Source organism: Erwinia rhapontici, assembly GCF_020683125.1.
Classification (GTDB): Bacteria; Pseudomonadota; Gammaproteobacteria; order Enterobacterales; family Enterobacteriaceae; genus Erwinia; species Erwinia rhapontici.
Genome location: NZ_CP085627.1, coordinates 2,173,584 through 2,200,307, shown reverse-complemented (window position 1 = coordinate 2,200,307; position 26,724 = coordinate 2,173,584). Strand labels below are relative to the sequence as shown.

General features: G+C 53.0%; 23 protein-coding genes and 1 pseudogene. 12 read left to right on the top strand and 12 right to left on the bottom strand.

Annotated features, from left to right (window positions below):
- Nucleotides 1-15: 15 nt before the first annotated feature.
- The 3 genes from infC to LJN55_RS10345 form a co-directional block, all read right to left on the bottom strand.
- A complete protein-coding gene (gene infC / locus LJN55_RS10355; protein WP_072277407.1) occupies nucleotides 16-567 on the bottom strand; it encodes a translation initiation factor IF-3 in 552 nt (183 codons plus the stop codon).
- Between the two features lie 3 nt (nucleotides 568-570).
- The gene (thrS, locus tag LJN55_RS10350; protein ID WP_133845313.1) at nucleotides 571-2,499 is read right to left on the bottom strand and encodes a threonine--tRNA ligase; all 1,929 of its coding nucleotides are present in this window, start codon (nucleotides 2,497-2,499) and stop codon (nucleotides 571-573) included.
- A 334-nt stretch (nucleotides 2,500-2,833) separates the two neighbouring features.
- The gene (locus LJN55_RS10345; protein WP_133845315.1) at nucleotides 2,834-3,589 is read right to left on the bottom strand and encodes a DUF481 domain-containing protein; all 756 of its coding nucleotides are present in this window, start codon (nucleotides 3,587-3,589) and stop codon (nucleotides 2,834-2,836) included.
- Between the two features lie 451 nt (nucleotides 3,590-4,040).
- Here LJN55_RS10345 and ghoS point away from each other — a divergent pair, with 451 nt between their 5' ends.
- Nucleotides 4,041-4,331: a type V toxin-antitoxin system endoribonuclease antitoxin GhoS gene (gene ghoS / locus LJN55_RS10340; protein ID WP_133845471.1), complete on the top strand. Its 291-nt coding sequence runs from the start codon at nucleotides 4,041-4,043 to the stop codon at nucleotides 4,329-4,331.
- Between the two features lie 99 nt (nucleotides 4,332-4,430).
- Nucleotides 4,431-5,324 (top strand): fructosamine kinase family protein, encoded by an 894-nt coding sequence (locus tag LJN55_RS10335; protein WP_133845317.1) that lies wholly within the window; start codon nucleotides 4,431-4,433, stop codon nucleotides 5,322-5,324.
- 33 nt (nucleotides 5,325-5,357) lie between these two features.
- On the opposite strand, the gene LJN55_RS10330 is transcribed toward LJN55_RS10335, so the two are convergent.
- A complete protein-coding gene (locus tag LJN55_RS10330) occupies nucleotides 5,358-5,897 on the bottom strand; it encodes a YniB family protein (protein ID WP_133845319.1) in 540 nt (179 codons plus the stop codon).
- Between the two features lie 170 nt (nucleotides 5,898-6,067).
- On the opposite strand from LJN55_RS10330, the gene hxpB reads away from it, so the two are divergent.
- From hxpB to katE, 5 genes and pseudogenes are all read left to right on the top strand, one after another.
- On the top strand, nucleotides 6,068-6,739 hold the full coding sequence (gene hxpB / locus LJN55_RS10325) for a hexitol phosphatase HxpB (protein WP_227536203.1): 672 nt from the start codon (nucleotides 6,068-6,070) through the stop codon (nucleotides 6,737-6,739).
- 189 nt (nucleotides 6,740-6,928) lie between these two features.
- The gene (gene kduD / locus LJN55_RS10320; protein ID WP_133845323.1) at nucleotides 6,929-7,690 is read left to right on the top strand and encodes a 2-dehydro-3-deoxy-D-gluconate 5-dehydrogenase KduD; all 762 of its coding nucleotides are present in this window, start codon (nucleotides 6,929-6,931) and stop codon (nucleotides 7,688-7,690) included.
- A gap of 149 nt (nucleotides 7,691-7,839) precedes the next feature.
- Nucleotides 7,840-8,430: a metal-dependent hydrolase gene (locus LJN55_RS10315; protein WP_227536202.1), complete on the top strand. Its 591-nt coding sequence runs from the start codon at nucleotides 7,840-7,842 to the stop codon at nucleotides 8,428-8,430.
- A 165-nt stretch (nucleotides 8,431-8,595) separates the two neighbouring features.
- The gene (locus LJN55_RS10310) at nucleotides 8,596-9,993 is read left to right on the top strand and encodes an L-cystine transporter (protein WP_133845327.1); all 1,398 of its coding nucleotides are present in this window, start codon (nucleotides 8,596-8,598) and stop codon (nucleotides 9,991-9,993) included.
- A 193-nt stretch (nucleotides 9,994-10,186) separates the two neighbouring features.
- Nucleotides 10,187-12,268: pseudogene (gene katE / locus LJN55_RS10305) on the top strand (catalase HPII); the annotation flags it as partial.
- A 66-nt stretch (nucleotides 12,269-12,334) separates the two neighbouring features.
- Here katE and osmE read toward each other — a convergent pair.
- Nucleotides 12,335-12,670 carry an osmotically-inducible lipoprotein OsmE gene (gene osmE, locus LJN55_RS10300; RefSeq protein ID WP_133845331.1) on the bottom strand — a complete coding sequence of 112 codons (336 nt, stop codon included), beginning with the start codon at nucleotides 12,668-12,670 and terminating at the stop codon, nucleotides 12,335-12,337.
- Nucleotides 12,671-12,871: 201 nt separating this feature from the next.
- Between osmE and LJN55_RS10295 the strand changes: the two genes are divergently transcribed.
- From LJN55_RS10295 to cho, 4 genes are all read left to right on the top strand, one after another.
- Nucleotides 12,872-13,456, top strand: a complete 585-nt coding sequence (locus tag LJN55_RS10295) for a TetR/AcrR family transcriptional regulator (RefSeq protein ID WP_227536201.1) — start codon at nucleotides 12,872-12,874, stop codon at nucleotides 13,454-13,456.
- The gene (locus LJN55_RS10290; RefSeq protein WP_227536200.1) at nucleotides 13,453-14,643 is read left to right on the top strand and encodes a multidrug effflux MFS transporter; all 1,191 of its coding nucleotides are present in this window, start codon (nucleotides 13,453-13,455) and stop codon (nucleotides 14,641-14,643) included. Before LJN55_RS10295 ends, LJN55_RS10290 begins: the two co-directional genes overlap by 4 nt.
- A 115-nt stretch (nucleotides 14,644-14,758) precedes the next feature.
- The gene (nadE, locus tag LJN55_RS10285; RefSeq protein WP_200643044.1) at nucleotides 14,759-15,586 is read left to right on the top strand and encodes an ammonia-dependent NAD(+) synthetase; all 828 of its coding nucleotides are present in this window, start codon (nucleotides 14,759-14,761) and stop codon (nucleotides 15,584-15,586) included.
- Nucleotides 15,587-15,678: 92 nt separating this feature from the next.
- Entirely contained in the window at nucleotides 15,679-16,545 is an 867-nt protein-coding gene (gene cho, locus LJN55_RS10280) for an excinuclease Cho (protein ID WP_133845338.1), read from the top strand.
- 78 nt (nucleotides 16,546-16,623) lie between these two features.
- Here the strand turns inward: cho and spy are convergent, their stop codons facing one another.
- The 6 genes from spy to LJN55_RS10250 all read right to left on the bottom strand — a co-directional run bounded on the left by spy (nucleotide 16,624) and on the right by LJN55_RS10250 (nucleotide 23,573).
- Entirely contained in the window at nucleotides 16,624-17,112 is a 489-nt protein-coding gene (gene spy / locus LJN55_RS10275) for an ATP-independent periplasmic protein-refolding chaperone Spy (RefSeq protein WP_227536199.1), read from the bottom strand.
- A 341-nt stretch (nucleotides 17,113-17,453) separates the two neighbouring features.
- A complete protein-coding gene (gene astE / locus LJN55_RS10270; protein WP_227536198.1) occupies nucleotides 17,454-18,458 on the bottom strand; it encodes a succinylglutamate desuccinylase in 1,005 nt (334 codons plus the stop codon).
- Between the two features lie 72 nt (nucleotides 18,459-18,530).
- Nucleotides 18,531-19,859: an N-succinylarginine dihydrolase gene (gene astB, locus LJN55_RS10265; protein WP_227536197.1), complete on the bottom strand. Its 1,329-nt coding sequence runs from the start codon at nucleotides 19,857-19,859 to the stop codon at nucleotides 18,531-18,533.
- Entirely contained in the window at nucleotides 19,856-21,325 is a 1,470-nt protein-coding gene (gene astD, locus LJN55_RS10260) for a succinylglutamate-semialdehyde dehydrogenase (protein ID WP_227536196.1), read from the bottom strand. Before astD ends, astB begins: the two co-directional genes overlap by 4 nt.
- Nucleotides 21,322-22,356 carry an arginine N-succinyltransferase gene (astA, locus tag LJN55_RS10255; protein WP_133845348.1) on the bottom strand — a complete coding sequence of 345 codons (1,035 nt, stop codon included), beginning with the start codon at nucleotides 22,354-22,356 and terminating at the stop codon, nucleotides 21,322-21,324. The genes astD and astA overlap by 4 nt, the downstream gene beginning before the upstream one ends.
- The gene (locus tag LJN55_RS10250) at nucleotides 22,353-23,573 is read right to left on the bottom strand and encodes an aspartate aminotransferase family protein (RefSeq protein ID WP_133845473.1); all 1,221 of its coding nucleotides are present in this window, start codon (nucleotides 23,571-23,573) and stop codon (nucleotides 22,353-22,355) included. The genes astA and LJN55_RS10250 overlap by 4 nt, the downstream gene beginning before the upstream one ends.
- 869 nt (nucleotides 23,574-24,442) lie before the next feature.
- Between LJN55_RS10250 and LJN55_RS10245 the strand changes: the two genes are divergently transcribed.
- A complete protein-coding gene (locus LJN55_RS10245) occupies nucleotides 24,443-25,510 on the top strand; it encodes a porin (RefSeq protein WP_320443522.1) in 1,068 nt (355 codons plus the stop codon).
- Between the two features lie 202 nt (nucleotides 25,511-25,712).
- On the opposite strand, the gene LJN55_RS10240 is transcribed toward LJN55_RS10245, so the two are convergent.
- Entirely contained in the window at nucleotides 25,713-26,618 is a 906-nt protein-coding gene (locus tag LJN55_RS10240; protein ID WP_133845352.1) for a bestrophin family protein, read from the bottom strand.
- Between the last annotated feature and the right edge of the window lie 106 nt (nucleotides 26,619-26,724).

Sequence of the window (26,724 nt, the reverse complement as noted above, 5' to 3'; positions counted from 1 at the left end):
AGATTACTTTAGGGCCTACTGTTTCTTCTTGGGAGCGAGCACCATAATCATCTGACGACCTTCAATCCTTGTAGGGAATGATTCGACAACTGCCAGATCAATATCTTCACACAGATCTTTACGGACGCGGTTAAGCACTTCCATACCGATCTGCTGGTGCGCCATCTCACGACCGCGGAAACGCAGCGTGATCTTGGCTTTATCGCCATCTTCCAGAAAGCGAATCAGGTTGCGTAGTTTTACCTGATAGTCGCCATCATCGGTACCAGGGCGGAATTTAATTTCCTTAACCTGGATAATCTTTTGCTTTTTCTTCTGTTCTTTAGAAGATTTGCTTTTTTCGTAAAGGAACTTGCCGTAATCCATTATACGACAAACGGGCGGCTCGGCGTTGGGGCTGATCTCTACCAGATCCACGCCCGCTTCTTCAGCTTTTTCCAAAGCTTCATTCAGACTGACAATACCAATCTGTTCGCCATCGACGCCAGTCAGACGAACCTCAGTGGCGCGAATTTCTCTATTTATGCGATTAGGACGCGCCGGTTGAACTCGTTTTCCGCCTTTAATACTTTATTCCTCCAATTGATGAAGATTGCGGCTGCGGATTTCACCCTGCAGCTTAGCGATCACTTCGTTTACGTCCATGCTTCCCAGGTCTTTACCGCGGCGGGTGCGAACGGCAACTTTGCCAGCTTCCACCTCTTTATCACCACAGACCAACATATAAGGGACACGTCGTAAAGTATGTTCACGGATTTTAAAGCCAATCTTCTCGTTTCTCAAGTCCGCTTTTGCACGAATGCCCGCATTTTGCAGTTTTCGAGTCAATTCTGCAACATATTCGGACTGACCATCGGTGATATTCATCACCACAACTTGTACAGGAGCTAACCAGGTCGGGAAGAAACCGGCATATTCTTCGGTTAAAATCCCGATAAAGCGCTCCATGGACCCCAGGATTGCACGGTGAATCATCACTGGCACCTGACGTTCATTACTTTCACCGATATAAGAGGCACTCAGACGGCTCGGCAGAGAGAAGTCGAGCTGAACGGTACCGCACTGCCATGCACGGTCGAGGCAATCATACAGGGTAAATTCAATTTTAGGGCCGTAGAATGCGCCCTCACCCGGCTGATAGTCGAACGGTATATTGTTCTCTTTCAGCGCAGCGGCCAGGTCGGCCTCTGAACGGTCCCAGAGATCATCACTACCGATACGTTTTTCAGGACGGGTAGACAGTTTTACCACGATCTTTTCAAAGCCGAAGGTGCTGTACATGTCGTACACCATCTTAATACAGCCGTTGACCTCATCACGTACCTGTTCTTCGGTACAGAAGATGTGGGCATCATCCTGGGTAAAACCACGCACACGCATCAGACCGTGCAACGCACCTGACGGCTCATTACGGTGGCAACTGCCAAACTCAGCCATACGTAACGGCAGGTCGCGGTATGATTTTAGACCCTGATTGAAAATCTGCACGTGCCCTGGGCAGTTCATTGGCTTAATGCAGTATTCACGGTTCTCAGAAGAGGTGGTAAACATCGCCTCTTTGTAGTTTTCCCAGTGCCCGGTTTTCTCCCACAGCACACGGTCCATCATAAACGGACCTTTCACTTCCTGGTACTCATACTCTTTCAGCTTGGTACGAACAAACACTTCCAGTTCACGGAAAATTGTCCAGCCATCGTTGTGCCAGAACACCATACCTGGTGCCTCTTCCTGCATATGATACAGGTCGAGCTGTTTACCGATTTTACGGTGGTCGCGTTTTGCTGCTTCTTCCAGACGTTGCAGATAGGCGGCTAATTGCTTCTTATCGCCCCATGCAGTGCCGTAGATACGTTGCAGCATTTTGTTATTGCTGTCACCACGCCAGTAAGCACCAGAAATTTTCTGCAGCTTAAAGTGATGACAAAAACGCATATTGGGTACGTGCGGGCCACGGCACATATCCACATATTCTTCGTGATGATACAGACCAGGACGATCGTCGTGGCTGATATTTTCATCAAGGATGGTGGTTTTATAAGTCTCACCACGTGCAGCGAAGGCATCACGCGCTTCCTGCCAGCTGACTTTCTTCTTGATGACGTCGTAATTCGTCTCAGCTAACTGGTGCATACGCTTTTCCAGCAGCTCAATGTCTTCCTGGGTCAGCGTACGGTCGAGATCAACATCATAGTAAAAACCGTTGTCGATAACAGGACCGATAGCCATTTTCGTATCTGGCCACAGTTGCTTGATCGCGTGCCCTAAAAGGTGGGCGCAGGAGTGACGAATAATTTCCAGACCCGCATCGTCTTTCGCCGTGATGATGGCAACTTGTGCGTCTTCGGTGATCGGGTCAACCGCATCAACCAGTTCGCCATTGACACGTCCGGCAATACAGGCTTTCGCCAGGCCAGGACCGATGTCCAGAGCAATATCCATCACGCTTACGGCGTGGTCAAACGAACGCTGGCTTCCATCAGGAAGAGTAATAACAGGCATGAAACATCCTTAATTGCAGTGGTAACCCACACGTAAGATTACATGCAAAATTAAAATTTACGTTATACAACAAGCACTTTGCACTTGAAACCGACTCACATTTGCCGATTTGGTACAGGCCTGGTACACATATTCAAAAGTGTCTGTTTATCAGAAACTTCAGAAGGAGGAACATCTTACACTTCATAGAGGTCAATTGCACGGGGGCGTGTCTTAAGCAATGAACGGATACGTCATCAAATGGCTTTAGGATCAGAGAGAAACCGTTCAGAAACGAAGCAGGAGGATTCGAGGCAGGAGAAAAATGAGCCGCAGGCAGCGGCTCGTCTGAGGATTACATCGCGTAGGAAAGCATGATCGTTGTTTTGGTATCAGTATGATCAGGCGCAGACTCTGGAGGATTCTGGTTCCAGGTCACGTTGTAAGCCATTTTCAGGGCGAAATGTTCATTAATCGCCACCTGAAGACCGGTTTCTGAGTTGACGGTAGTATCGTCGCTACCCAGAACGGAAACACCCTGAATGAACTTGGTGGTATCGGTTAACTGCCACTGGTAGCTAAATGCACCGTAAGCCAGCGCCTGAGTTTCATGGCCACCTTGATGGTAATCGTCATAACGCACACCAGGACCGGCTTCCACACGCAGTGAGTGCACCGGGCCATTCAGCAGCTGACGACCATAACCTGCCGCCAGGATGGAACGACCATCGTAGCCATTGAAACGGTCACTTAACCAGCTTGCCTGGCCGAACAGGTAATCGGCACTGTTCATGTTGTAACGCGTACGGCCACCCACCTGATAAGTCTCTGAAGAGCGCTCATCATTGGAAGAGGTATTACTGGCGTTGCCCCACAGACTGTATGCAAAGCTTGGCGTATACCAGGTCAGGTTGGTGTTTGCCGTTGCAGAGGAGCTGGTGGTGTTGCCAGACTGCGCCAGATAACCCGCAGCGGCGTTGCCTTCAAAATCTTTTTTCGCCGTGGAAGGGTCATCCATAACCGTGAAGACGTTATTATCCGCCAGGGCTTGTTGACACAGTGCTCCCCCGGAGAGCAGCAGAACTACAGACAGCTTATTAAGCGCTTTCATTTAAATGTGACCCGTACGACAGTTTTTAAAAGAGTGAGTCTGAAGCGTTTTGAAGGACGATCAACGCATTTTACGGTAATATTCGTAACAATTTGTTAATTCGCTCTTTTTACAAAGCATCATGACAAAACAGCACCGTTATTGAGAACATTCCCATTAACGCGGCGCATTATAGAGGGTATTTGGTGAGAAAACACCTGGCTGTAAATAAGAAATATCTTTAGTAACGGGCATTTTTTCACCGAAAACCGTCAGTAATGTGACTAAATGTAAAATCCCCCCAGTCAACGGGCTGCTTTCTTCTTCACCTCTTTCTCAGGCCCCCTGCTCTGATTTGCAACACGCACAAATGTGTTAATGCGCCACATCCCCCCTACGATATGCTGATTTTACTGCGCCCCCTTCAGGATGGGCTACGCTGAAAACATGTTTTTTTACAATGAGGTGAATGATGAGTAATCAGGGGATCCATCAGTATGTTGTGACTTTTCATTACGATGAAAAAGGTTTGTCAGATGTGCTGGAACTCAGTAGTGCGCTGATTAGTAGTGGATTTTCTACCACGTTGAAAGATGACGATGGTCATCCACACGAACTTGGCACCAACAGTTTCGGCATCATTACCGCTTTGTCAGAAGAGGATATCCACCAGCAAGCGGTGGGGATCGGTGAACAGGTACTGGGAGAAGTACCGCAACTTGACGTTCAGCACTGGGAAGACTTCCGCAGTAACACCGACTAAGTTTTTGTAAAGACGGGCGCTTAACGTGCGCAAGCGCAGATTTTGGTTATTCTTTAAGCGTTATCATAGTGCAATCACAGCGAAAAAGAGGAGTGTCCTATGTGGTCAGCCATTCGTCGTCTGTTGAGTGAGCAGTTGGGGCCGGCAGAGATCACCGAACGCAGCGAGCTGCCCGGTGGTGATGTTCATCCCACCTGGTATCTGCGCTATGGTGAGCATGAAATCTTCGTTAAATGTAACCAGCGTGACATGCAGGACCTGTTCACATGGGAAGCCGATCAGTTACAACTGCTGGCACGCAGTCAGACAGTGCGCGTACCGGCGGTATACGGGGTGGGTAGCGATCGCGATACCAGCTTTTTACTGCTTGAGTACATCCCGGTCAGGCCGCTTGATGCCCATGGTGCTTTTCAACTGGGTCAGCAGCTGGCGCACCTTCATCAGTGGAGTGAACAACCGCAGTTTGGCCTCGACTTCGACAATAACATCACCACCTCCCTGCAGCCGAACAGCTGGTTGCGCCGCTGGTCGGTATTCTTTGCCGAACAGCGCATCGGCTGGCAGCTTCAGCTCGCCGCAGAGAAAGGCATTCAGTATGGTGACAGCGAACTGATTGTCCATTGTGCACAAGCGATTCTGGAATCACATCACCCTCAGCCGTCCCTGCTGCATGGCGACCTGTGGCCGGCCAACTGTGCCGGAAGTGACAGCGGACCGTGGATATTTGATCCCGCCTGCTACTGGGGGGATCGTGAATGCGATCTGGCGATGCTGTCCTGGTTCCCGGATGTTCCGGTGCAGGTTTATGATGGTTACCAGTCAGTCTGGCCGCTGCCTGGCGACTTCCTGCAACGGCAGCCTGTCTATCAGCTCTATTACCTGCTTAACCGCGCCAATGTCTTTGGCGGACGCTGGCTGGGAGAGGCGCAACGGGCCACAAGCGCATTGCTGGATACCGATGAGCGGGTAAAACGCCACGCGCGCCCTGCCTGATGGCAGAACGCAAACGTGGGTATGAGGGCTGGCTTAGTAGATGAAGCCAGCCAGTTTCAACACAAAATATCCGGCCACTATGATGATCACCGGCAGGATGTAGAGCGGGAAGATTTGCAGGAAAATCGTGTGCCGTGGCACCACAATTTTTGCTTCCAGCTGTTCCCGGCTTTGCCCTTCTGTGCCGCGCGCTTTCTCCAGGATCATCTGATCTTCCAGACTCTCACGCAGAAAACGCGTCTGCCGCCACATACGTGCTCCCGAGGCCTGTAACGCCAGACCAACAAAAATCAGCACATAAATTATCCAGAACAGGACATTCGTCCCCTGATTAAAGTCCGGTATGGGCGAATGTGCCCAGAAGCCGGAGAGAAAACCGGTATTGAAGCGGATCATATCAATCATCACATGGGCGAAATCCTGCATCACCGCATTGATACCTTCGCGCTGCTCACGACTCTTTTCCAGAAAACCCAGCAGTGAAATCAGCGTCGATAACAACGCGGGAATAAAAATAATCCAGCCCGCGATGCGCTTTATAATCGCAACCCTGCCAGCCTGTTGATATGTCATGCTTTCTCCAGTCCATCTGTTGTCTGCCTGTCAGTTTACCTGTAGTGACATAAAAGTGCCTGCAAAATGCAGAGTTAATGCCAGGTTTACACAGACAGCCTGCCGCGATGATAATTTTTTCATCAACACTTCGTGCTAAGCTGCCATAAACTGTTAAATGGAGCCGTAGCATGTCTTATCACCGCCCTGTACTCGCCGCCATTTTTGATATGGATGGTCTGCTGATTGATTCCGAGCCCCTGTGGCAACAAGCCGAGCTGGATATCTTAACCACCCTTGATGTTGACCTCAGCCGTCGCGGTGAAATGCCGGATGCGCTGGGTCTGCGTATCGATCAGGTGGTACGCATGTGGTATGAAAACCTGCCGTGGAAAGGCCCCTCCCAGGCCGAAGTCACCCAGCGAGTCATCGCACGGGCACTGAGTCTGGTCGAAGAAACCCGGCCGCTCCTGCCCGGCGTTGAACAGGCATTACAGCTCTGTCAGTCCGAGGGACTGAAGATCGGCCTCGCGTCTGCCTCACCGCTATTTATGCTGGAACGTGTGCTGGAGATGTTCAACCTGCGCCAGTACTTTGAGGTCCTGGCCTCGGCAGAGGCGCTGCCTTACAGTAAACCCCACCCGCAGGTCTATCTGGATGCGGCCGCCCGCCTGGGCGTGGATCCGCTCAACTGCGTGACGCTGGAAGACTCATTTAACGGCATGATCGCCACCAAAGCAGGACGTATGCGCTCTATCATCGTCCCGGATGCCGCTCATGCCGCCGATCTGCGCTGGTCACTGGCTGACGTAAAACTCGCCAGCCTTGAAGAGCTTACAGCACAGCATCTGCACGGACGCTGAGTCAGTACCAGGCGGCAACGCGTCCGCCTGGTTTTTTATTATCACCCATTGCCGTTAAAATAAATAAAACATCGTTTCATTTTTGTTGAATTCATCCCCGCTTCTGCCTATGCTCCGTTAACCGGCTCGCGCATATCCGTTATGTCATCTCTGCCATGGCGCGTGCCCACTTATCTATAAGGAGCCACGATGATCCTGAACACATTTAATCTTGAAGGCAAAGTGGCCATGATTACCGGCTGTAACACCGGTCTTGGTCAGGGAATGGCGCTTGGGCTGGCCCAGGCAGGATGCGATATTATTGGTGTTAATCGCTCCTCTGCCAGCGAGACTGCACAAAAAGTCATGGCCACCGGGCGACGGTTTGTCAGCATCACGGCAGACCTTTCCGACAGCCATTGCCTTGAGAGCGTGATGGATCAGGCGCTGACCGCCTGCCCACAGTTAGATATTTTGGTCAACAATGCCGGGATTATTCGCCGGGCAGACGCGCTCGACTTCAGCGAACGTGACTGGGATGACGTAATGAACGTTAACAGCAAGACATTGTTTTTCCTCTCACAGGCGGTAGCCCGCCAGTTTGTTCGCCAGGGGCGTGGGGGTAAAATCATCAATATCGCTTCAATGCTCTCTTATCAGGGGGGGATCCGGGTGCCGTCCTACACGGCGTCAAAAAGCGCCGTGATGGGGCTCACGCGCCTGATGGCCAATGAATGGGCGCAGTATGGCATCAACGTCAATGCCATCGCCCCCGGTTATATGGCCACCAATAACACGGAACAGCTACGTGACGATGAAGACAGGAATCAGCAAATTCTGGATCGCATCCCTGCCGGACGCTGGGGTCAAAGTGACGATATGATGGGCCCGGTGGTATTTCTCGCCTCTGCGGCCGCTGACTACGTCAATGGCTATACGCTGGCGGTAGACGGTGGCTGGCTGGCACGTTAATGCGCTGCGGTGAACAAAAGCCGCTCACGCTTTGTTCACCGCACGATTAATGCCAAATTATTTATCTTTCGTTACAGCGTCACATATTTATTCTACTGTATATATTCCCTATACTGGATGCATTGACAGTTATGCAGCCAGGTACTCCCATGACGGCCGAAGGCCATCTTATTTTTGCCATCGCCAGTGCAATTTTTGCGAAACGTGCCGAACTCACTCCCGTTCTGGCCAGCGCAGACTGGTGGCACATTATCCCCGCTACGTTGCTGACCTGCCTGTTGCCCGATATCGACCATCCGAAGTCGTTTCTGGGCCAGCGCCTGAGGTGGCTATCGCATCCTATCGCCCGTGCGTTTGGCCACCGGGGGTTCACCCACAGCCTGCTGGCAGTCGTCGGGGGCGTTGCCCTGTTGCAGTTAAAGCTCCCGGACGCCTGGCTGATTCCAGCGGATGCTTTTCAGGGGATGGTGCTGGGTTATCTGAGCCACATCGTCGCCGACATGCTGACACCCGCTGGCGTGCCGCTGCTCTGGCCCTGTCGCTGGCGCTTTCGTTTGCCCGTGCTGAACAGCCAAAAAGGCAATCAGCTGGAGCGCGCCCTGTGCCTGGTTTTAGTCGGCTATGCCATCTGGTTCCCCCCCAGCTCGCTACCTTTTGGTGCATCCAGCTGGACAAACCAGGTGGTCAGCTCCGCGCAATATCACATTGAGCGATTAATTAATAAACGAAGGGTTGATTAAGTGTTCAAATAACACCGGAAAGTTATAAATAATTCCATCTGGATATAAGGCTGCACCATAAGTAGCTGATACCATTCCGCCACTGTTTTTACTTTCTGCGCGTCAAAAATTAATTGTCACCAGCATGGCGACATTGTAGTCCGTATTTATTGGGAGAAAATGGGAATGAACTTTCCGCTAATCATTAACCTTGTGGCGTTTGTCGCCCTGCTGCTGCTGGTAGCAAAAACCGGTCGCACAGGTTGGAGCCTGTCAAAGAAAGTGCTGTTCGGTCTGGTGATCGGGGTACTGTTCGGGCTGGCCCTTCACGCGATCTACGGCGAAAACAGCCCGATCATTAAAGAGTCGGTCAGCTGGTTTAACCTCGTCGGTAACGGCTATGTTCAGCTGTTACAAATGATTGTTATGCCGCTGGTATTTGCCTCTATCCTCAGCGCAGTTGCCCGTCTGCACAACGCGTCATCACTGGGTAAAATCAGCCTGCTGACGATTGGTGTTCTGCTGTTCACTACCGCGATTTCAGCGGCAGTCGGGATCTTTGTTACCTGGCTGTTTGGCCTGAATGCCAGTGGACTGGTGCAGGGTGTGCAGGAAAGTGCGCGTCTGGCTGCGATCCAAAATAATTACGTCGGCAAAGTTGCTGACCTCAGTGCGCCGCAGCTGTTGCTCTCTTTTGTTCCGAAGAATCCGTTTGCCGATCTGACCGGTGCCAATCCGACGTCAATTATCAGTGTGGTGATCTTCGCGGCCTTCCTCGGTGTTGCCGCGCTGCAACTGCTGAAGGATGATGCCGAAAAAGGTCAGCGTGTTCTGAAAGCCATCGATACGCTGCAAGCGTGGGTGATGAAGCTGGTCCGCCTGATTATGAAGCTGACGCCGTACGGCGTGCTGGCGCTGATGACCAAAGTCGTCGCCACATCCAACCTCAGCGACATTATTAAACTGGGTAGCTTCGTGCTGGCATCCTATCTTGGCCTGGCGATTATGTTCGCCGTGCACGCCCTGCTGCTGTCGGTTAACGGTGTAAATCCACTGCGCTTCTTCCGCAAAGTGTGGCCAGTGATTACCTTTGCCTTCACCAGCCGTTCCAGTGCCGCCACTATCCCGCTGAGCGTTGAGGCTCAAACCCGCCGTCTGGGTATTCCTGAATCCATCGCCAGCTTTGCCGCCTCATTCGGTGCCACTATCGGTCAGAACGGCTGTGCCGGTCTCTATCCGACCATGCTGGCCGTGATGGTTGCGCCAACCGTTGGCATCAACCCGTTCGAACCGATGTGGATTGCCACGCTGATCGGCATTGTCACCCTTAGCTCTGCGGGTGTGGCAGGCGTTGGCGGCGGTGCCACCTTTGCTGCTCTGATCGTACTGCCGGCGATGGGCCTGCCTGTCACCCTGGTCGCTTTGCTGATCTCCATCGAACCGCTGATCGATATGGGGCGTACTGCGCTGAACGTTAACGGCTCCATGACTGCCGGAACACTGACCAGTCAGTGGCTGAAGCAAACGGATAAGAAGATTTTGAATACCGATGCGGATAACGAAGCCGAATTAGCTCACCGTTAATTGCCGTTTACGGGCCGGTATCCTGCCGGCCCTTTTTTATTTCCTGCCATCAATTTGACTTATCCCTCCATTTTGCAGGCGTATATCGCTCACTGTTCTATAGTTACTGGTACCCGAAAGCCCGTCACTGGAGCAGTGTATTATGTCAAAAAAAAACGAACGCCCGGATAGCGGCCACCTTTCCTCACCTGCCAACACTAAAGTTGATGCACTTGACCCCTTTCGCAAGAGCGGAAAAAATCAGCCCCTGACCACCAATCAGGGCACGCGGATCGCGGATGACCAGAATTCACTGCGCGCAGGGACTCGAGGTCCAACCCTGCTCGAAGACTTCATTCTGCGCGAAAAAATCACCCATTTTGACCATGAGCGAATTCCGGAAAGGGTTGTTCATGCGCGCGGTTCGGCTGCACATGGTTATTTCCAGCCCTACCGTGATATGAGTGATATCACTAAAGCCAGTTTTCTGACCTCACCTGATACTGTTACCCCCGTTTTTGTCCGTTTCTCAACGGTTCAGGGCGGTGCGGGTTCCGCCGATACCGTGCGCGATATTCGCGGTTTCGCCACCAAGTTTTATACCGATGAAGGTGTCTTCGACTTAGTGGGTAACAATACCCCGGTTTTCTTCATTCAGGATGCGCACAAATTCCCTGACTTTGTCCATGCAGTGAAGCCCGAACCGCATAATGAAATGCCGCAAGGCGGTAGCGCTCATGACAGTTTCTGGGATTATGTCTCGCTTCAGCCCGAGACCCTGCACAATGTTATGTGGGCAATGTCCGACCGTGGCATCCCGCGCAGCTATCGCACTATGGAAGGTTTTGGTATTCACACCTTCCGCTTTATCAATGCCGCAGGTCACGCCACCTTTGTGCGTTTTCACTGGAAACCGGTGGCAGGTAAAGCGTCACTGCTATGGGATGAATCCCAGAAACTCAGCGGCCGCGATCCGGATTTCCATCGTCGTGATCTGTGGGACTCTATTGAGGCCGGTGATTTCCCTGAGTACGAACTGGGCGTACAGCTGGTAGAAGAGAGCGATGAGTTTGCGTTTGATTTTGATCTGCTGGATGCCACCAAGCTGATCCCTGAAGAACTGGTCCCCGTAGAGCTGATTGGCAAGATGGTACTGAACCGTAACCCGGATAACTTCTTCGCCGAAACTGAACAGGTCGCCTTCCATCCAGGCCATATCGTTCCTGGCATGGACTTCACCAATGACCCGTTGCTTCAGGGACGCCTTTTTTCTTACACCGATACGCAAATCAGTCGTCTTGGTGGGCCTAACTTCCACGAAATTCCCATCAATCGCCCGGTGTGTCCTTATCACAACTTTCAGCGTCAGGGTATGCATCGCATGGATATCGATACCAACCCGGCCAACTACGAACCTAACTCGATTAATGACAACTGGCCGAGGGAAACCCCTCCTGCGGCTCAGCGGGGTGGATTCGAAAGCTACCAGGAACGCATTGAAGGTCATAAAGTCCGTGAGCGCAGCCCCACATTTGATGAGCATTACTCTCAGCCACGGCTGTTCTGGCTCAGCCAGATGCCCGTAGAACAGCAGCACATTATTGAAGCCTTCTCCTTTGAATTAAGTAAGGTGAGCCGTAGTGCTATCCGCGAACGCGTGGTGGATCAGCTGACGCATATTGATATCTCTCTCGCCACCGGTGTGGCTGAACATCTGGGTGTGACGCTGTCCGATGAGCAGATGCAGACCGCCCCTCCTAAGGACATTAATGGTCTGAAAAAAGATGCCAGCCTGAGCCTTTATGCTGTTCCCAGCGGCAATATCAAAGGCCGGCAGGTTGCTCTGCTTGTCAGCGATGGCGTTGATGCTGCTGATACGCTGGCTATTTTTCTGGCACTTAAACAACATGGCGTACATGCAAAACTGCTGGCGGCGCACATGGGCGAGGTAACCGCCAGCGATGGTTCCTCACTTCCCGTGGATGGCACCTTTAGCGCGTTGCCCTCACTCGCTTTTGATGCTGTCATCGTTCCGGATGGCAATATCGATGCGCTGCTGCTGCGCGGCGATGCGTGCTATTTCCTTCTGGAGGCTTATAAACACCTGAAAGTGATCGGTCTGAGTGGAGATGCACGGCGCTTTGCGGCGCACTTTGGTCTGACTGACGACGAACAGGAGGAAGGCATTATTACGGAAAGCAAAGCGGAAGGTAAATTAATGAGCGATTTTGTAGCAGCACTGGCGATGCACCGCATCTGGTCACGCAGCCAGAAAGCATTAAGTGTTCCAGCATAAACGACAGAAGAAAACGCCGTATAAAAAAAGGCCACCGAAGTGGCCTCTTTTTATTCAGACAATCTGCTACTGATTAACCTGAGGATCGGTATCGTACTCTTTACAGCTCTGGAAGCCGTAGTTCATTACGCGACCGGTGTCAGCGTAGCTAACGAAGTAGGTTTGCTGCTTGCCGTCACGTTCACCCAACACATAGGTCTGGCACGTACCACGCGCATGTACCATCGTAATTTCGGTTGATGGTGGGCCGGCAATATCACGAACCTGCTGACGCGTCATACCTTTTTTCACATCCTGTACGACTGGTTTCGTCGCATAGCTTTCAGCGCGGTCGTAAGCTGTACAACCAGATAACACAGCCAGTGCTACTGCGGCACCTATCAATCCCGTCATTTTACGCATTTATTCTTCCTCGTGTCTTATCCGTGTAACGTTAAGCCTGGAATAGAAATACAGATTTTTCAACTTTTTGGCGTCAAATTATTATCAGTTACCTCCGTAGGGTGCTTATAATCTACAGATTGAGAATGAACATTCGCACTGACTATCCTGATCTGCGTCATCCGCGTTTACAGGACCGTTTTACCTGACAGTGGAGCACCAGTGAGCCTACAAACAGAAGCCCGTGATGCCCGCCATCGTCTGCGCCAGGATGAAATCATTATCGCCGCCCGTCGCTGTTTCCGTCAGCATGGTTTTCATGCCGCCAGTATGGCGCAACTGGCCACTGAAGCGCAGTTGAGTGTCGGCCAGATTTATCGTTATTTCACCAATAAAGATGCGATTATCCAGGAAATCGTGAAGCGAATTATTGACTCCCGTGTGCAGGAGATGCTCGCCACCAGCAGCAATATTCATCTGGCAAGGATGCTGGCATGGCGTGAAGCTCAGGATGAAGATGATGAAGCGCTGATGGTGGAAGTGGCTGCCGAAGCCACCCGTAACCCGCGCGTGGCACAAATGATAGCTGATGCTGATGAGCGCATGTTCAGCCATGCCTGTCAGAAAGTTTCCCGCCTGCATCCCGAATTCAGTGCCGAACGGGTTCGGGCCAGCGTCGAGATCCTCGCCGTGATGGTTGAAGGCACCTCTTATCGTCGGCTGACACCGCAAAAAGCCTCACCCGAGCGCCTCTACACCTTATATCAACACATTAACGACCTTCTTTTTAAATCAGAGGAATCATGACACCTGTACACCCCAAACGTCTTGGCTATGCCATCACGCTCGGACTGCTGGCGGCCCTGGGCCCGCTTTGCATCGACCTCTATCTGCCCGCTCTGCCAGAGTTGGCCACGGACCTGAACACCCCAACGGCCACTGCCCAGTTGAGCCTGACCGCCGGGTTGCTTGGCCTCGGTCTTGGGCAGCTGTTTTTTGGCCCCTTGAGTGATAAATATGGCCGCATTCGTCCTTTGCTGCTGTCACTGGTATTGCTGCTGGTGGCATCGATCGGCTGTGCGCTGGCGCAGGATATCCACCAGCTTCTGCTGGCACGCCTGTTTGAAGGATTGTCCGGCGCCGGCGGCGCGGTTCTGTCACGTGCTATCGCTCGCGATATGTATAGCGGGCACGAGTTAACCCGCTTCTTCGCCCTGTTGATGCTGGTGAACGGACTGGCCCCGATTGCCGCCCCGGTGATGGGTGGCGCACTGATGGCCTTCCTCGACTGGCGGGGCCTGTTTATGGTCATCGCACTCATCGCACTGCTGCTGTTTATTCTGGCACGTATCAAGCTGCATGAAACTCTGCCCCCGGAACGACGTAGCCAGGGCAGTATCTTCTCTGCGTGGGCCGCCTTAGGTCAGGTGGTCACTCATCGTCCGTTTATGGGATTCTGCCTGACTCAGGGCTTTATGATGTCCGGCATGTTCGCTTACATCGGCGCCTCCCCTTTCGTGTTGCAACAAATCTACCAACTGTCGCCGCAGGCCTTCAGTTTATGTTTTGCTGCGAACGGTGTCGGCCTGATAATTGCATCACAGGTCAGTGCCCGTCTCTGCCCGCTTTGGGGTGAATACCGGGTGCTGAAAGGTGGTCTGACACTGGCGTTTATCTCATCCAGTAGTTTGCTGCTGGCAGGTTTAAGCGGCGCGGCTCTGCCGCTGGTGCTGGTTGCGCTGTTCTTTAGCGTGGCCAGTAACGGGGTCATTTCCGTCACCGCGTCATCGCTGGCGATGCAAAGCCAGGGTCACCGGGCGGGCAGCGCCTCAGCGGTGATTGGCGTCACCATGTTTACCCTGGGCGGCATCAGCGTGCCGTTAACTGGCATTGGCGGCACATCGGTACTGACCATGACCGCCACCATATTCGGTTGCTATATGCTGGCCATATTGATGTTTACCCTGCTGGCAGTGAAACCGAAAAACGCCTGATATATCAGCGTGTGGCGCGAATAAGTATTTGTTGTTTCGCGCCATGCAGGTTAGCTTTAACAGACAAAAATGCATCTGGCCGCCGTCTGTCGGCGCTGAATCTGAGGAGAGGTCAATGGCTTTGCAACAGGACATTATCAAGGCGCTGGGCGTCAAACCCACTATTGATGCCCGTGAAGAAGTTCGCACCAGCGTAGAGTTTCTCAAGTCGTATCTGAAAACCTATCCGTTCCTGAAAACGCTCGTGCTGGGGATCAGCGGCGGTCAGGACTCTACGTTAACCGGAAAACTGTGCCAGACCGCCATCAACGAACTGCGTGACGAAACCGGCGATACGGCTTACCAGTTTATCGCCGTACGTCTGCCGCACGGCATTCAGGCTGACGAGCAAGATTGCCAGGATGCGATTACGTTTATCCAGCCCGACCGCGTACTGACAGTTAACATCAAGGCGGCGGTGCAGGCCAGCGAGCAGGCACTGCGCGAGGCAGGTATTACGCTGTCTGATTTTATTCGTGGTAATGAGAAAGCCCGTGAGCGTATGAAAGCTCAGTACAGCATCGCGGGTATGACAGCAGGTGTGGTGGTCGGTACCGATCATGCTGCCGAAGCGGTCACTGGATTTTTCACCAAGTATGGCGATGGCGGTACGGACATTAACCCGATTTTCCGTCTCAACAAAGGCCAGGGAAAACAGCTATTGAAAGCGCTGGGTTGCCCGGAACATCTCTATCTGAAACAGCCTACGGCCGACCTGGAAGATGACCGTCCAGGTTTGCAGGATGAAGTCGCGCTGGGCGTGACCTATGAGATGATCGATCGTTATCTTCAAGGCGAAACGATCGATGCCAGCGCGGCGAAAACCATTGAAAGCTGGTATCTGAAAACGGAGCATAAACGTCGCCCACCGATTACCGTCTTCGACGATTTCTGGAAGAAATAACCCTCAGCGGGGCGGCATCCTGCCACCCCGCTGCTTTTTCATCCCTGCATTCACTGCTACACTGTACAAGTAACCAGTAAGTGGAGTCGTGAGTGACAAAAAAAATAGCCAGCCGTCGCCCTGTTTTCGAGGCAGAAACCCTCTACCAATACCCCGAGCAACTCCGTCCGTGGCTTTCCAGTCTCCCCGCCCTGCCCGGTGTGTATACCTTCCACGGCGAAAGCGACAGACTGCCGCTCTATATCGGCAAAAGTGTCAATATCCGCAGCCGCGTGCTGTCGCACCTGCGCACCCCAGCCGAGGCAAGAATGCTGTATCAGGCCAGGCGCATCAGTTTTATTCCTACCGCCGGAGAGATGGGCGCTCTGTTGCTGGAAGCACAGATGATCAAGCTACAGCAACCGCTGTTTAATAAGCGCCTGCGCAAAAACCGCCAGCTCTGCGCACTGCAAATCCGTGAGGGTCGGCCCGACGTAGTCTATGCCAAAGAGGTCGATTTTTCCCATACATCGAATCTGTTTGGTCTGTATGCACATCGCCGCGCTGCGCTGGCTACGCTGCAGAAGATCGCCGATGAACAACAGCTCTGTTACGGCCTGCTGGGTCTGGAGCCGTTAAGCAAAGGACGAGCCTGCTTTCGTTTTGCCCTGAAGCGCTGTGCAGGTGCCTGCTGCGGTAAAGAGCCACCCGAGGAACATCAGCAGCGTTTACTGGCCGCGCTGGAAGCCGTACGGCTTCAGTGCTGGCCATGGCCTGGCGCAGTGGCGGTGATTGAAGAGGGAGAGATGCAAAAGCAGATACATGTGATCAATAACTGGCTGTATCTGGGGTCGGTCAGCGAACTGGAAGACGCCGTCGCACTGTGCAAAACGCCGCCAGGATTTGACAGCGATGGCTACAAAATCCTTTGCAAACCGCTGCTCTCGGGCAAACTGCCCGTGATCCCCCTGCCCCTGTAAACAAAACCGCCGACGCTGACCACCGCCATTCAGGCAAGGTGGGCAACGTCGGCGGTCTCCAATCTATGTCAGCGAGGTTTAGTCGTCTGCAGGAAGCATTTTACCTTCATGCTGTGGTTTTTCTGTCAGACGTTTCTCAAAATTCTGATTAAACTGTTTTTTCTGCTCAGGAGTCAGCACGTTATACAGTTTGTTCTGCGTTTCCAGCATCGACAGTGCGCGCGCTTTGCCGTTCGCCGACATCTCCGTTGCCTGGGCTTCCGCTTTAGTCCGGTCGAAGCTGTCTGCTGCGATAATGCTGTGCATCGCACGACGCTCTTCCAGGGAAGGACGCTTCATCTCTTTGTGCGACTCTTTCATAATGGTGCGCATCTGTTGTTTCTGCGCATCCGTCAAATTCAGCCCCTTGAACATTTCATGCATACCGCCATGGCGTGGTGGCTTATGCATCATCGGTTTTTCAGCGCCCGCTGGCGGGGGGGTTAAGGTATCCGCTGCGGCATGAACGATACCAGCAGTACCCAAGGCCAGTGTAGCGGCTACAACGAAAGAAGATAATTTACGCATAATATTGTCCTTATATTTCAGTCTGTGGCAATTCAGTTGTCGTGATGTCGAAAGCAAGTTTACGACGCTGAACGTCAAGTACTCAGAGGCAGAGTAAAGCCGTGAAAGCATAAAAGACAATCTATCGCCAATCATGGAGACAATGCGAAGGATTCGGTGAGGAATTGCAAAAGAGTATGAATTTACGGGGATTTATGCAGAGATTATGGAGAAGTGTAATACGGAAGGCAGAATAGCGGAAGGAAAAAGTTAGCGTCTTTACCTGTTACTGTGCAATGAACCACACCAGCAGAGCGCAATAAAAGTGCGACCGTGGTCCGGCCGCATTCTATCGCATTCCCTTAGGGTAACGTCGATCCCAGCGCCTCGTTATGCGCACTGTCTTCCACCAGCATCAGCCCGGCACGTAAGCCCGTGGCGACAGCAGGGTTCGGGAACAGAACAAATTCCTGCGCCTGCTGGACGTAATAGCGCTTATCGCCATCTTCCGCCAACAGCGCCCCCTGCGGGAAAGCGGTGAAGTTCAGCGTCTCAGGACTCATATGTAATACAAATTTTTCGGAAAGCCGGGTAATTTGCTGTGAAACGCGATAGCGGCGTGGCGGCTCTGCCACCTCAGGTAATGTGCCGCCGCTGATCAATGCGTGCAGCGCCTGCGCAGAAGCCGCAAACTGGCTCAGATCGTTCTCACCGAAGGGTAACGCTTTACCCAGTTCCAGCGTACAGCTGGCAGCCTGGAAATGCTGATTACTGTAATGCGTAAACGTCCCGCCCGGTGCCCGGTGAAACACCAGTGCATCGAGTCCGGCAGCGGCCAGCCAGTCCATAAAGGTTTCAGGCCACGGCGTCTCACGCAGCGGCATCACACCGAAACGGGTGTGATACGAACCACGGATTGCCGTGTGCATGTCGATATGCCAGCGCACCTCTTCATATTCACCCGCCTGCCAGAAGTTTTCCATTGCCTGCTCCAGCCGCCAGGCACGACGCGCTTCGGGGCAATCCTCATACTGCTGCCAGCGGCCGCCAAACATGCGGTTCATGTCGCCGTGCAGATAACGCTTATTCTGGCGCAGCGCAGCCGGATTGCCGTAAATCACCAGCAAGCGGGTTAACAGCGGCTGCTCACCGCGCAACAGCGGCTCGAGAAGCTGCTCGAGGATTTCTACGGGGGCCGTTTCATTACCATGAATGCCCGCGGAGACCACCAGCGCCATCGACACCGTCTCATTCGGCGTCAGTTCAAGAATACCCACGTCAATCCAGCGCCAGCTCAGATGCGCATTCTGCCCTTCCGAATGCGCAGGGCTGTGCCCGTTGAGGGTTAATGTGAGGAAATCCTGCATCGATACTCCTTAGAATAATCGCCGTTCAGCCCTGACAGGCCGGAGAAGATCTCCGGCCCTGCGATCATCGCTTTACTGCTGAAAACGGTACACATTGCCTAAGTTTAGCAGCTTCGTCAGCTCTTCGAGTGCTTCGCGTCCTTCGCGCAGCAAATGAGGGTCGGCAAGGTCAGCCTGCGACAGCCGATCGCGGTAGTGACGCTCCACCCAGGCATTGAGGGTCGCGAATAACCGATCGTTCATCATGACCGCCGGATTAACTGCCGCCTGCTGCTGTGCATTCAGCACCACACGCAGTCGCAAACAGGCCGGGCCGCCGCCGTTGCACATACTTTCACGCAGGTCGAACACCTTCAGTTCATCAATCACGCCGCCGCTGGCCGCCAGCTCCGTCAGATATGACCAGACGCCGGCATGACGCCGTGCTTCATCAGGCAGCACCAGTAACATCTTGCCATCGTCCTTACTTAACAGCTGGCTGTTAAACAGATAGGTTGCCACCGCATCCGCCACACTGACGCGCTCGTCAGGCACTTCAATCGCGATAAATCCTGGTATTTTTTCGGCCAGTTCAGCCAGCAGCTGCGGCTGGTGTAAGAACGCCTGCTGATGGCAAAACAGCGCCTGCTGGTTGCTGACCGCAATCACGTCGTTATGAAACACGCCCTGATCGATCACCGCCGGATTCTGCTGGGCAAACACCGTGCGCGCCGCATCAAGCTGATGCAGGCGGCTTACCGCTTCGCTGGCTTCACGCGTCTGACGCGCCGGGTAGCGCGTTGGAGCCTCGCCACCGTTCAGCTCGGCACGACCATAGACAAACATCTGCACACCGGCCTCACCATAACCCCGGCTAAAGCGGTTATGGTTTGCCGCCCCTTCGTCACCGAACATTGCCACCTGAGGTAAAGCATCGTGCACGCTGAAGTGCTCAGGATCGCGGAAGATAGCCCGCAGCAGCGCGCCTGTCGTTGGCGCTTCCATGGCGCGGTGGAATTTATTATTCAGGTTCGCCACGGTGATGTGCACGCGACCATCGGCGCTGTCGGCTGATGGCGAAACCGTGGCAGCATTAGCCACCCACATCGCTGAGGCGGAACTGGCGGCAGACAGCAGGGCCGGATTCTGTTTGGCCGCCTGCGCCAGCACCTGTTCATCGCTGCCGCTGAAGCCAATCTGGCGCAACGCCGCAATATTGGGGCGCTCATGCGGTGGGATCACGCCCTGGGCAAAGCCCATATCGGCCAGGGCTTTCATCTTCATCAACCCCTGCAACGCCGCCAACTTCGGGTTGGAGACCTGGTGCTGATAACGCGTTGAGGCCTCATTACCAAACGACAGTCCCGCGTAATGATGCGTCAGACCCGGTAAACCATCGAAATTCACTTCACGGGCGCTCATGGCGTTTCTCCCTGTGCACTAAAATCCAGACCCGGTGACAGGCTGGCGGGCAGCGTTAAGTCAGGCGATTCCAGTGACGCCATCGGCCATGCGCAGTAATCCGCAGCATACCAGGCGCTGGCACGATGGTTACCTGAGGCACCCACTCCGCCAAACGGTGCGGTACTCGCCGCCCCGGTCAGCGGTTTGTTCCAGTTCACAATCCCTGCGCGTGCTTCGATCAGCAGGCGTTCAAATTTGTCGCGCTGGGGCGAAATCAACCCGCATGCCAGCCCGTAGCGGGTGTGATTAGCGAGTCGGATTGCGCGGTCAAAATCGTCATAGCGAATCACCGCCAGCAGCGGACCAAAGACTTCTTCATCCGGCAAATTTTGCAGCCCGGTCACATCAATAATTCCCGGTGTCAGAATGGCACTGCTGCGATCCGGCCACTGCATCGGCAGCAACACCCTGCCCCCCGCATCAATACGTGCCTGCCACTCGCTGAAGATCTTCTCTGCCGCCGGGATTGAGATCACACTGCCCATAAAAGGCTGAGGCTCATCGTTCCAGCGACCGGTACGAATTTTTGCCGCCACCGCCACCAGACGGTCGAGAAACGCATCCCCGGCGGCGCCACGTTTCACCAGCAGACGACGTGCGCAGGTACAGCGCTGTCCGGCACTGATAAAGGTCGACTGAATGGCAATATGCACAGCGGCATCGATATCATCGGGATCTTCAACGATCAACGGGTTATTGCCGCCCATCTCCAGCGCCAGCATTTTTTCCGGCTGTCCGGCCAGCTGGCGGTGCAGCTGATAACCGGTTGCAGCGCTGCCGGTAAACAGGACACCGTCCACTTGAGGTTCCTGCGCCAGCGCCTGTCCGGTCTCTCGGCCGCCCTGCACCAGATTAAACACGCCGCCCGGCAGCCCGGCACTCAGCCATAATTTTCCCGTCAGCTCAGCCGTCATCGGTGTCAGCTCGCTGGGTTTGAATACCACGCAGTTGCCCGCCAGCAAGGCGGGAACGATATGACCATTGGGCAGATGACCCGGGAAGTTATACGGGCCAAAGACCGCCATCACCCCGTGCGGACGGTGGCGCAGCGAACTTTCGCCTTCCGCCTGTTCACCGGTGCGGGCATGCCAGGCGCGCAGCGAAATCGCCACTTTATTGATCATCGCCTGCACTTCTGTCTGCGTTTCCCAGCGCGGTTTTCCGGTTTCACGCGAGATGGTTTCACTCAGTTCAACTTTGTTTTTTTCCAGTAACACGGCAAATTTCTCCGCGATGGCCTGGCGCTCAGAGAACGGGCGGCGTGCCCAGGCCGGAAAAGCGGCACGTGCCGCTTCACAGGCCGAGGTCACCTGTGCGGCCGTTGCGGCTTTACCCTGCCATAACAGTTCACCGCTGACCGGATCGATTTTACTGACGTTATCACCACCACCGGTCAGCCACTGACCATTAATACAGTGCGTCATGCTTTTTTCTCCTCACGACTAAGGGTAACCACCCGCAGGTTATCACCCGGCTGGCACCCTAAAATGTCGGCCTGAGCGGCCGTAATACGGATGGTGTCACCCTGCGGATCGGCAGGCAGCAACATCACACGGAACTGTTGATAGTTTTCATTGGACACCAGGCACAGCGGCAGCGCGTCATCTTGCTCCTCACTGAACAAAGCCGTCTGCAAACGGCTTTTTCGGATCGCGCGGACGCGATCAATGTCGCACTCCAGCGTCGGGCCGCCGTCGAAAATATCGACGTAATTCTGGAAGTGAAAACCTTCGGCTTCCAGCACGGCACGCGCAGGCGCAGTATGCGGATGGACCTGCCCAATCACGGACTTTGCCTCATCTGACAGGTAATCGATATACAGCGGATGCTTCGGCATCAGCTCGGCAATAAAGGCTTTTTGCCCGGTGCCGCACAGATAGTCAGCATCGGAAAATGACATCGAGAAGAAGCGACTGCCCACGCTGTCCCAGAAGGGCGATTGCCCTTGTTCATCAATCACACCCCGCATTTCGGCCACCACTTTTTGCATAAAGTGCTGGCGGAATCCGGCCATAAACAGAAAGCGTGATTTTGATAGCAGATAGCCGTTTTTCCCGTTTCGGTAATCCGGGTCAAGAAACAGTGTGCACAGTTCGCTGCTGCCCGTGTGGTCGTTGCTTAACGACAGCGTGGGCAACATATTGTAAACATTCAGCTCTTTCGAGGCGTGCACCTGAGTACCGACGCGAAAGTTGTACCACGGGTCCTGCAGACCCACCGCCACTTCAATGGCGCAGATACCCACGGCCTTTTTGCTCTCACTGTCTGCCAGTACAAATACGTATCCCTGTTCTGCACGCGGCAGTTTTCCCTGCCAGGTTAAAAGTGAACGATCGATACGTGCTGATAGCGTGTCACTGTCAGCAGGCAGCGAGGTCAACCCCCCGCCGGTTTTCCCGGCGAGGTACATTAACTGCGCCAGATCGTCTCGTTCAACGGGACGAATATACATCATGCACGGGCTCCTTCAGTGACGGCGAGGCAGGCACGTTCAAAGCGCGCCAGCCCCTCCTCAACTTCCTGCCGGGTGATGATCAGCGACGGAGCAAAACGCACCACGCTGGCACCCGCGATTAACACCATCAACCCTTCACGGGCGGCAGCCTGATTAATCAGTTTCGCCTTGCCGCTATAGTCCTGATTAAGCACACAGCCAATTAACAGCCCCAGTCCGCGGATTTCACTGAACAGCTGCAAGCGCTGGTTGATGGCATTCAGTCCGTCAACAAACCACCGATGGCGTTCTGCCACGCCTGCCAGCACTTCCGGGCGATTGATCAGTTCCATCACCTTGCCACCCACTGCGCCTGCCAATGGATTGCCGCCGTAGGTGGTGCCATGACTGCCCACATTCAGGTGCTCAGCCAGGGTTTCCGTCGTCAGCATCGCGCCAATCGGGAAGCCGCCACCCAGTGCTTTCGCGGTGCTCAGCACATCCGGTGTGACGCCATAATGCATATAGGCATACAGCGATCCGGTTCGGCCCACCCCGGTCTGGACTTCATCGAAAATCAGCAGCGCACCGTGTTTATCACACAGTTCGCGCAGACCACGCAGGAAGGCCGGCTCGGCGGGAACCACACCGCCCTCACCCTGAATCGGCTCGACAATCACTGCACAGGTCTGGTCGTTAATCAACGCAGCAGCCGATGCCAGATCGTTGTACACCGCGTGCTGAATGCCCTGCGGCAGCGGTGCAAAATCTTTCGAGTAGGCCGGCTGGCCCCCCGCGGAAACCGTAAACAGCGTGCGCCCATGAAACGCATTGTTAAATGCCACAATACCGCTTTTCTGCGAGTGGCCATGATCCATCGCCACCTTACGCGCCAGCTTCAGTGCCGCTTCATTCGCTTCCGCACCGGAGTTACAAAAGAACGCCCTGTCGGCAAACGTGGCATCAATAAGCTGTTTGGCCAGCCGCAGAATGGGTTCATTGGTGTAACCATTCCCGGTATGCCACAACAGTGCTGCCTGCTGCTGTAACGCAAGCTGCAAGTCGGGATGCGCATGGCCGAGGGCATTGACCGCAATACCGCCGGCAAAGTCGATATATGACTTCCCTTCCTGATCCCACAGCGTCGAACCTTCTGCTTTTACCGGAACAAAGCTGGCCGGGGCATAGGTGGGAACAATCCATTGATCGAAGTTTTCACGGGTCACTGACGGTTGCATATCGGCCTCGTTTTGCACATTCCCCGCCTCAGGCAGGGTGAATTAAAAGTTTAAAAAATGTTAATGAGATGATTCATTGCAGCTCTACTGTAGATTGCACGCCGCGTGCCATCCAGAGAAAAAAATGCATAAACCGTTCTCAACCACCAAATATCAATGAGTTACATCATTATCTTATTCATTATTAATGCATAGAAAGTGAATAACAATCTGAACAACCTGCCTTTACAGCACAATAAAAAGCAGAATTATGCAGTGGTAAAATAAAATATCGAATGTGTGATCAATGCCGGGATTTGGTTTTAAAAAGAGTCAGTTAACGCCCCAAAAGACGTCAACCGCACCAAAATGGCGCGCAGTGAGGGTGCATAACAGTAAAAGAAGCGGTTGAGTGGATTTTCATTCCCCTGCTGATAATCCCCTCTTTTATTATTATGGTTGAAAGTTATTTCACAGCGGATAATAGTCTTTATTTACATATAGACATTTCATGTTAATGAAAATGAATTCCTGTAATTAAACTATGGAAAAAACATGAAAAACAAACGTTCAAAAAATAAGCCAATGCCATTTTTAATATAAGATAAAATTATCCATACATAAAGAAACTCTATAGTTAAAATAACTGTAAACTATTGATTTAAAATAAAATAAATTAAATAAATCATACACAGGGCGAGAGTGTCCGTATAAAATACAGACAGAAGTAAAAATGAAAATGCATTGCACTGGTTTTCATTTATCTGGGCTAAAAGCTGATATTACATTTTGTTACCAATATTTGGTTTTTATGACACACTTATCTGTGTAATTTTCCATTCCGCACGATTTGACAAAACATTATAAATTTTAAGAACAGGGATTATTTAATGATGAAGCATTATTTTCTGGCTTTAACGGTATCTGCATTACTGGCTTCCACTGCGGCCCAGGCTGCCGAAATCTACAATAAAGATGGCAATAAACTGGACCTGAACGGCAAGATCAACGTCGGGCACCTGTTCTCGGATGACATCAATAACGATGGTGACGTGTCTTATGCGCGCTTCGGTTTCAAAGGTGAAACGAAGATCAGCGATGAGTTAACGGGTTATGGGCAATGGCAGTACAACTTCCAGTTGAATAAATCTGAAGGGTCGGATGCATTAAGCGGCGATAAAACCCGCCTTGGTTTCGCCGGCCTGAAGTACGGTAAATGGGGTTCATTCGACTACGGTCGGAACTATGGCCTGGTGTACGATGCGCTGGCCTGGACCGATATGCTGCCTAAATTCGGCGGTGATTCCGGTTATGCCGATGTGTTCCTCTCAACCCGTGCTACCGGTGTCGCGACCTGGCGTAATACGAATTTCTTCGGTCTGGTCGACGGTCTGAACGTTGCGGTGCAGTATCAGGGTAAAAATGAACGCCCCGATGGCAACGCCGTGCGTCGTTCAAATGGCGATGGTTATGCCACATCGGTCAGCTGGACGGCCGATTCTGGTTTCGGCGTTGTCGGCAGCTATGCCAATCTGGGCCGTACCGGAACACAAAACAATGCCACCTTCGGTAAAGGTGATCGCGCAGAGCACTGGGCAACGGCAATCAAATATGATGCCAACCAAATTTACCTGGCCGCGATGTACGGTAACACGCACAACGCCACGCCAATTACAGGTGGCTTTGCTAACAAAGCGGTGAATTTTGAAGCCATCGCACAGTATCAGTTCCTGAATGGCTTCCGCCCTTCTCTCGCCTATGTCAACTCACGCGGTAAAGACATTGAGAACGTGGGTGATGCCGATATCATCAAATATGCCTCTGCGGGTGCGAACTACTACTTCAACAAAAACTTCCTGGTGTATGCCGAGTACAAATTCAACCTGCTGAAGGAGAACAATCCGTTAGCGCTGGCGGATGATGATGTGGCGGGTGTGGGTCTGAACTATCAATTCTGATGGGGAAACCTGACCAAAACAGGCAGGGTTTAACACTGACAGCGGGCACGCTCTTGCGGGGATGAGGGCAGTTTGATTAAGCCGGACGTCACGCGGCAGGGATGCCGCGAGCCGAGACACGCACGGAGGCGTTTTTGCCGATCCGCCGTGCTCAAACTGACCCCATACCTGAAGCCGACCGACCCACCCGCCAGCAAATCCCTCACGTCAACCGATAACGACAGTCCGGCCGTGGCGTATCCGGCAACTCCTCTTCCAGATTCATTTCCCGAAGATTAATCTCAATATTGGTACACATCGCATCCAGCGGCAGATGGTTGTTGGCAAAACCAAACGGCATCTCCAGCTCTTCCGCCAGCGTATCCAGCGACAGGAAGGTATAAGCAATAAACACCGACACCAACGGTGTCATGTAGTGTAAATCCGGCACCAGCGCAAACGGCAACAGCGTACAGAACAGATATACCGTTCTGTGCAGCAGCAAACCATAGGCAAACGGCACGGGCATACTCGCCAGACGCTCACATCCGCCCAGCACCTGTGACAGCTGATTAATATTGCTGTCCATGTGCATATAGAGAATGTCGGACAGGTTACCGCGGCGGCGCTGGTCGGCCAGCCACTGCGACAGTTGCAGCTCAATGAAATTGGTCGGCGAACGACGTTTCAGCACTTCATCCGCTTCATCCCCAAGGTAACGACGCAGATCCTCACGGGCATCACTGTGGCGCAACTGATGCTTGAGGCTGTAAGAAAACGCCAGCAACAACGATGTGACACGCGGCGCATCAGCGGGCGAAATCGCCAGTGCCAGACGTTGTAACGTGCGGCAGGCAATCAGCAGATTGCCCCAGAACATACGTGCTTCAATAAAGCGGCCAAAGCAGACGCTGTTACGAAAACCCAAAAATACCGCAATGGAAACCCCAAGCAGGCTGAATGGTGCCAGCGTCAGCTTGATACCCAGCGTTTCATACCAGTCGAGACAGAAAATAGCGATCAGGGACATCAGCAGATTAAGCGTTAAGCGGAACCAGATTCCGGGTAAAACCGAACCGTGCCAGGCGAACAGGCGGATAAACCAGTGACTATTAGGACGGATGATCATGATGTGCAGGCGAGTGAGATTTTTCGCAGATTGTGCAGAAAATCCTCGCGCCTGAGAAGTGGTTTTTTGTGACTTTAGTCACATATATTTCGAGGCAGCGTATTGA

Excerpts from the sequence above, each read along its gene's own strand:
- thrS (WP_133845313.1), bottom strand. The coding sequence starts at position 2,499 with ATGCCTGTTATTACTCTTCCTGATGGAAGCCAGCGTTCGTTTGACCAC.
- LJN55_RS10345 (WP_133845315.1), bottom strand. The coding sequence starts at position 3,589 with ATGAAAGCGCTTAATAAGCTGTCTGTAGTTCTGCTGCTCTCCGGGGGA.
- ghoS (WP_133845471.1), top strand. The coding sequence starts at position 4,041 with ATGAGTAATCAGGGGATCCATCAGTATGTTGTGACTTTTCATTACGAT.
- LJN55_RS10335 (WP_133845317.1), top strand. The coding sequence starts at position 4,431 with ATGTGGTCAGCCATTCGTCGTCTGTTGAGTGAGCAGTTGGGGCCGGCA.
- LJN55_RS10330 (WP_133845319.1), bottom strand. The coding sequence starts at position 5,897 with ATGACATATCAACAGGCTGGCAGGGTTGCGATTATAAAGCGCATCGCG.
- hxpB (WP_227536203.1), top strand. The coding sequence starts at position 6,068 with ATGTCTTATCACCGCCCTGTACTCGCCGCCATTTTTGATATGGATGGT.
- kduD (WP_133845323.1), top strand. The coding sequence starts at position 6,929 with ATGATCCTGAACACATTTAATCTTGAAGGCAAAGTGGCCATGATTACC.
- LJN55_RS10315 (WP_227536202.1), top strand. The coding sequence starts at position 7,840 with ATGACGGCCGAAGGCCATCTTATTTTTGCCATCGCCAGTGCAATTTTT.
- LJN55_RS10310 (WP_133845327.1), top strand. The coding sequence starts at position 8,596 with ATGAACTTTCCGCTAATCATTAACCTTGTGGCGTTTGTCGCCCTGCTG.
- osmE (WP_133845331.1), bottom strand. The coding sequence starts at position 12,670 with ATGCGTAAAATGACGGGATTGATAGGTGCCGCAGTAGCACTGGCTGTG.
- LJN55_RS10290 (WP_227536200.1), top strand. The coding sequence starts at position 13,453 with ATGACACCTGTACACCCCAAACGTCTTGGCTATGCCATCACGCTCGGA.
- nadE (WP_200643044.1), top strand. The coding sequence starts at position 14,759 with ATGGCTTTGCAACAGGACATTATCAAGGCGCTGGGCGTCAAACCCACT.
- spy (WP_227536199.1), bottom strand. The coding sequence starts at position 17,112 with ATGCGTAAATTATCTTCTTTCGTTGTAGCCGCTACACTGGCCTTGGGT.
- astE (WP_227536198.1), bottom strand. The coding sequence starts at position 18,458 with ATGCAGGATTTCCTCACATTAACCCTCAACGGGCACAGCCCTGCGCAT.
- astB (WP_227536197.1), bottom strand. The coding sequence starts at position 19,859 with ATGAGCGCCCGTGAAGTGAATTTCGATGGTTTACCGGGTCTGACGCAT.
- astD (WP_227536196.1), bottom strand. The coding sequence starts at position 21,325 with ATGACGCACTGTATTAATGGTCAGTGGCTGACCGGTGGTGGTGATAAC.
- astA (WP_133845348.1), bottom strand. The coding sequence starts at position 22,356 with ATGATGTATATTCGTCCCGTTGAACGAGACGATCTGGCGCAGTTAATG.
- LJN55_RS10250 (WP_133845473.1), bottom strand. The coding sequence starts at position 23,573 with ATGCAACCGTCAGTGACCCGTGAAAACTTCGATCAATGGATTGTTCCC.
- LJN55_RS10245 (WP_320443522.1), top strand. The coding sequence starts at position 24,443 with ATGATGAAGCATTATTTTCTGGCTTTAACGGTATCTGCATTACTGGCT.
- LJN55_RS10240 (WP_133845352.1), bottom strand. The coding sequence starts at position 26,618 with ATGATCATCCGTCCTAATAGTCACTGGTTTATCCGCCTGTTCGCCTGG.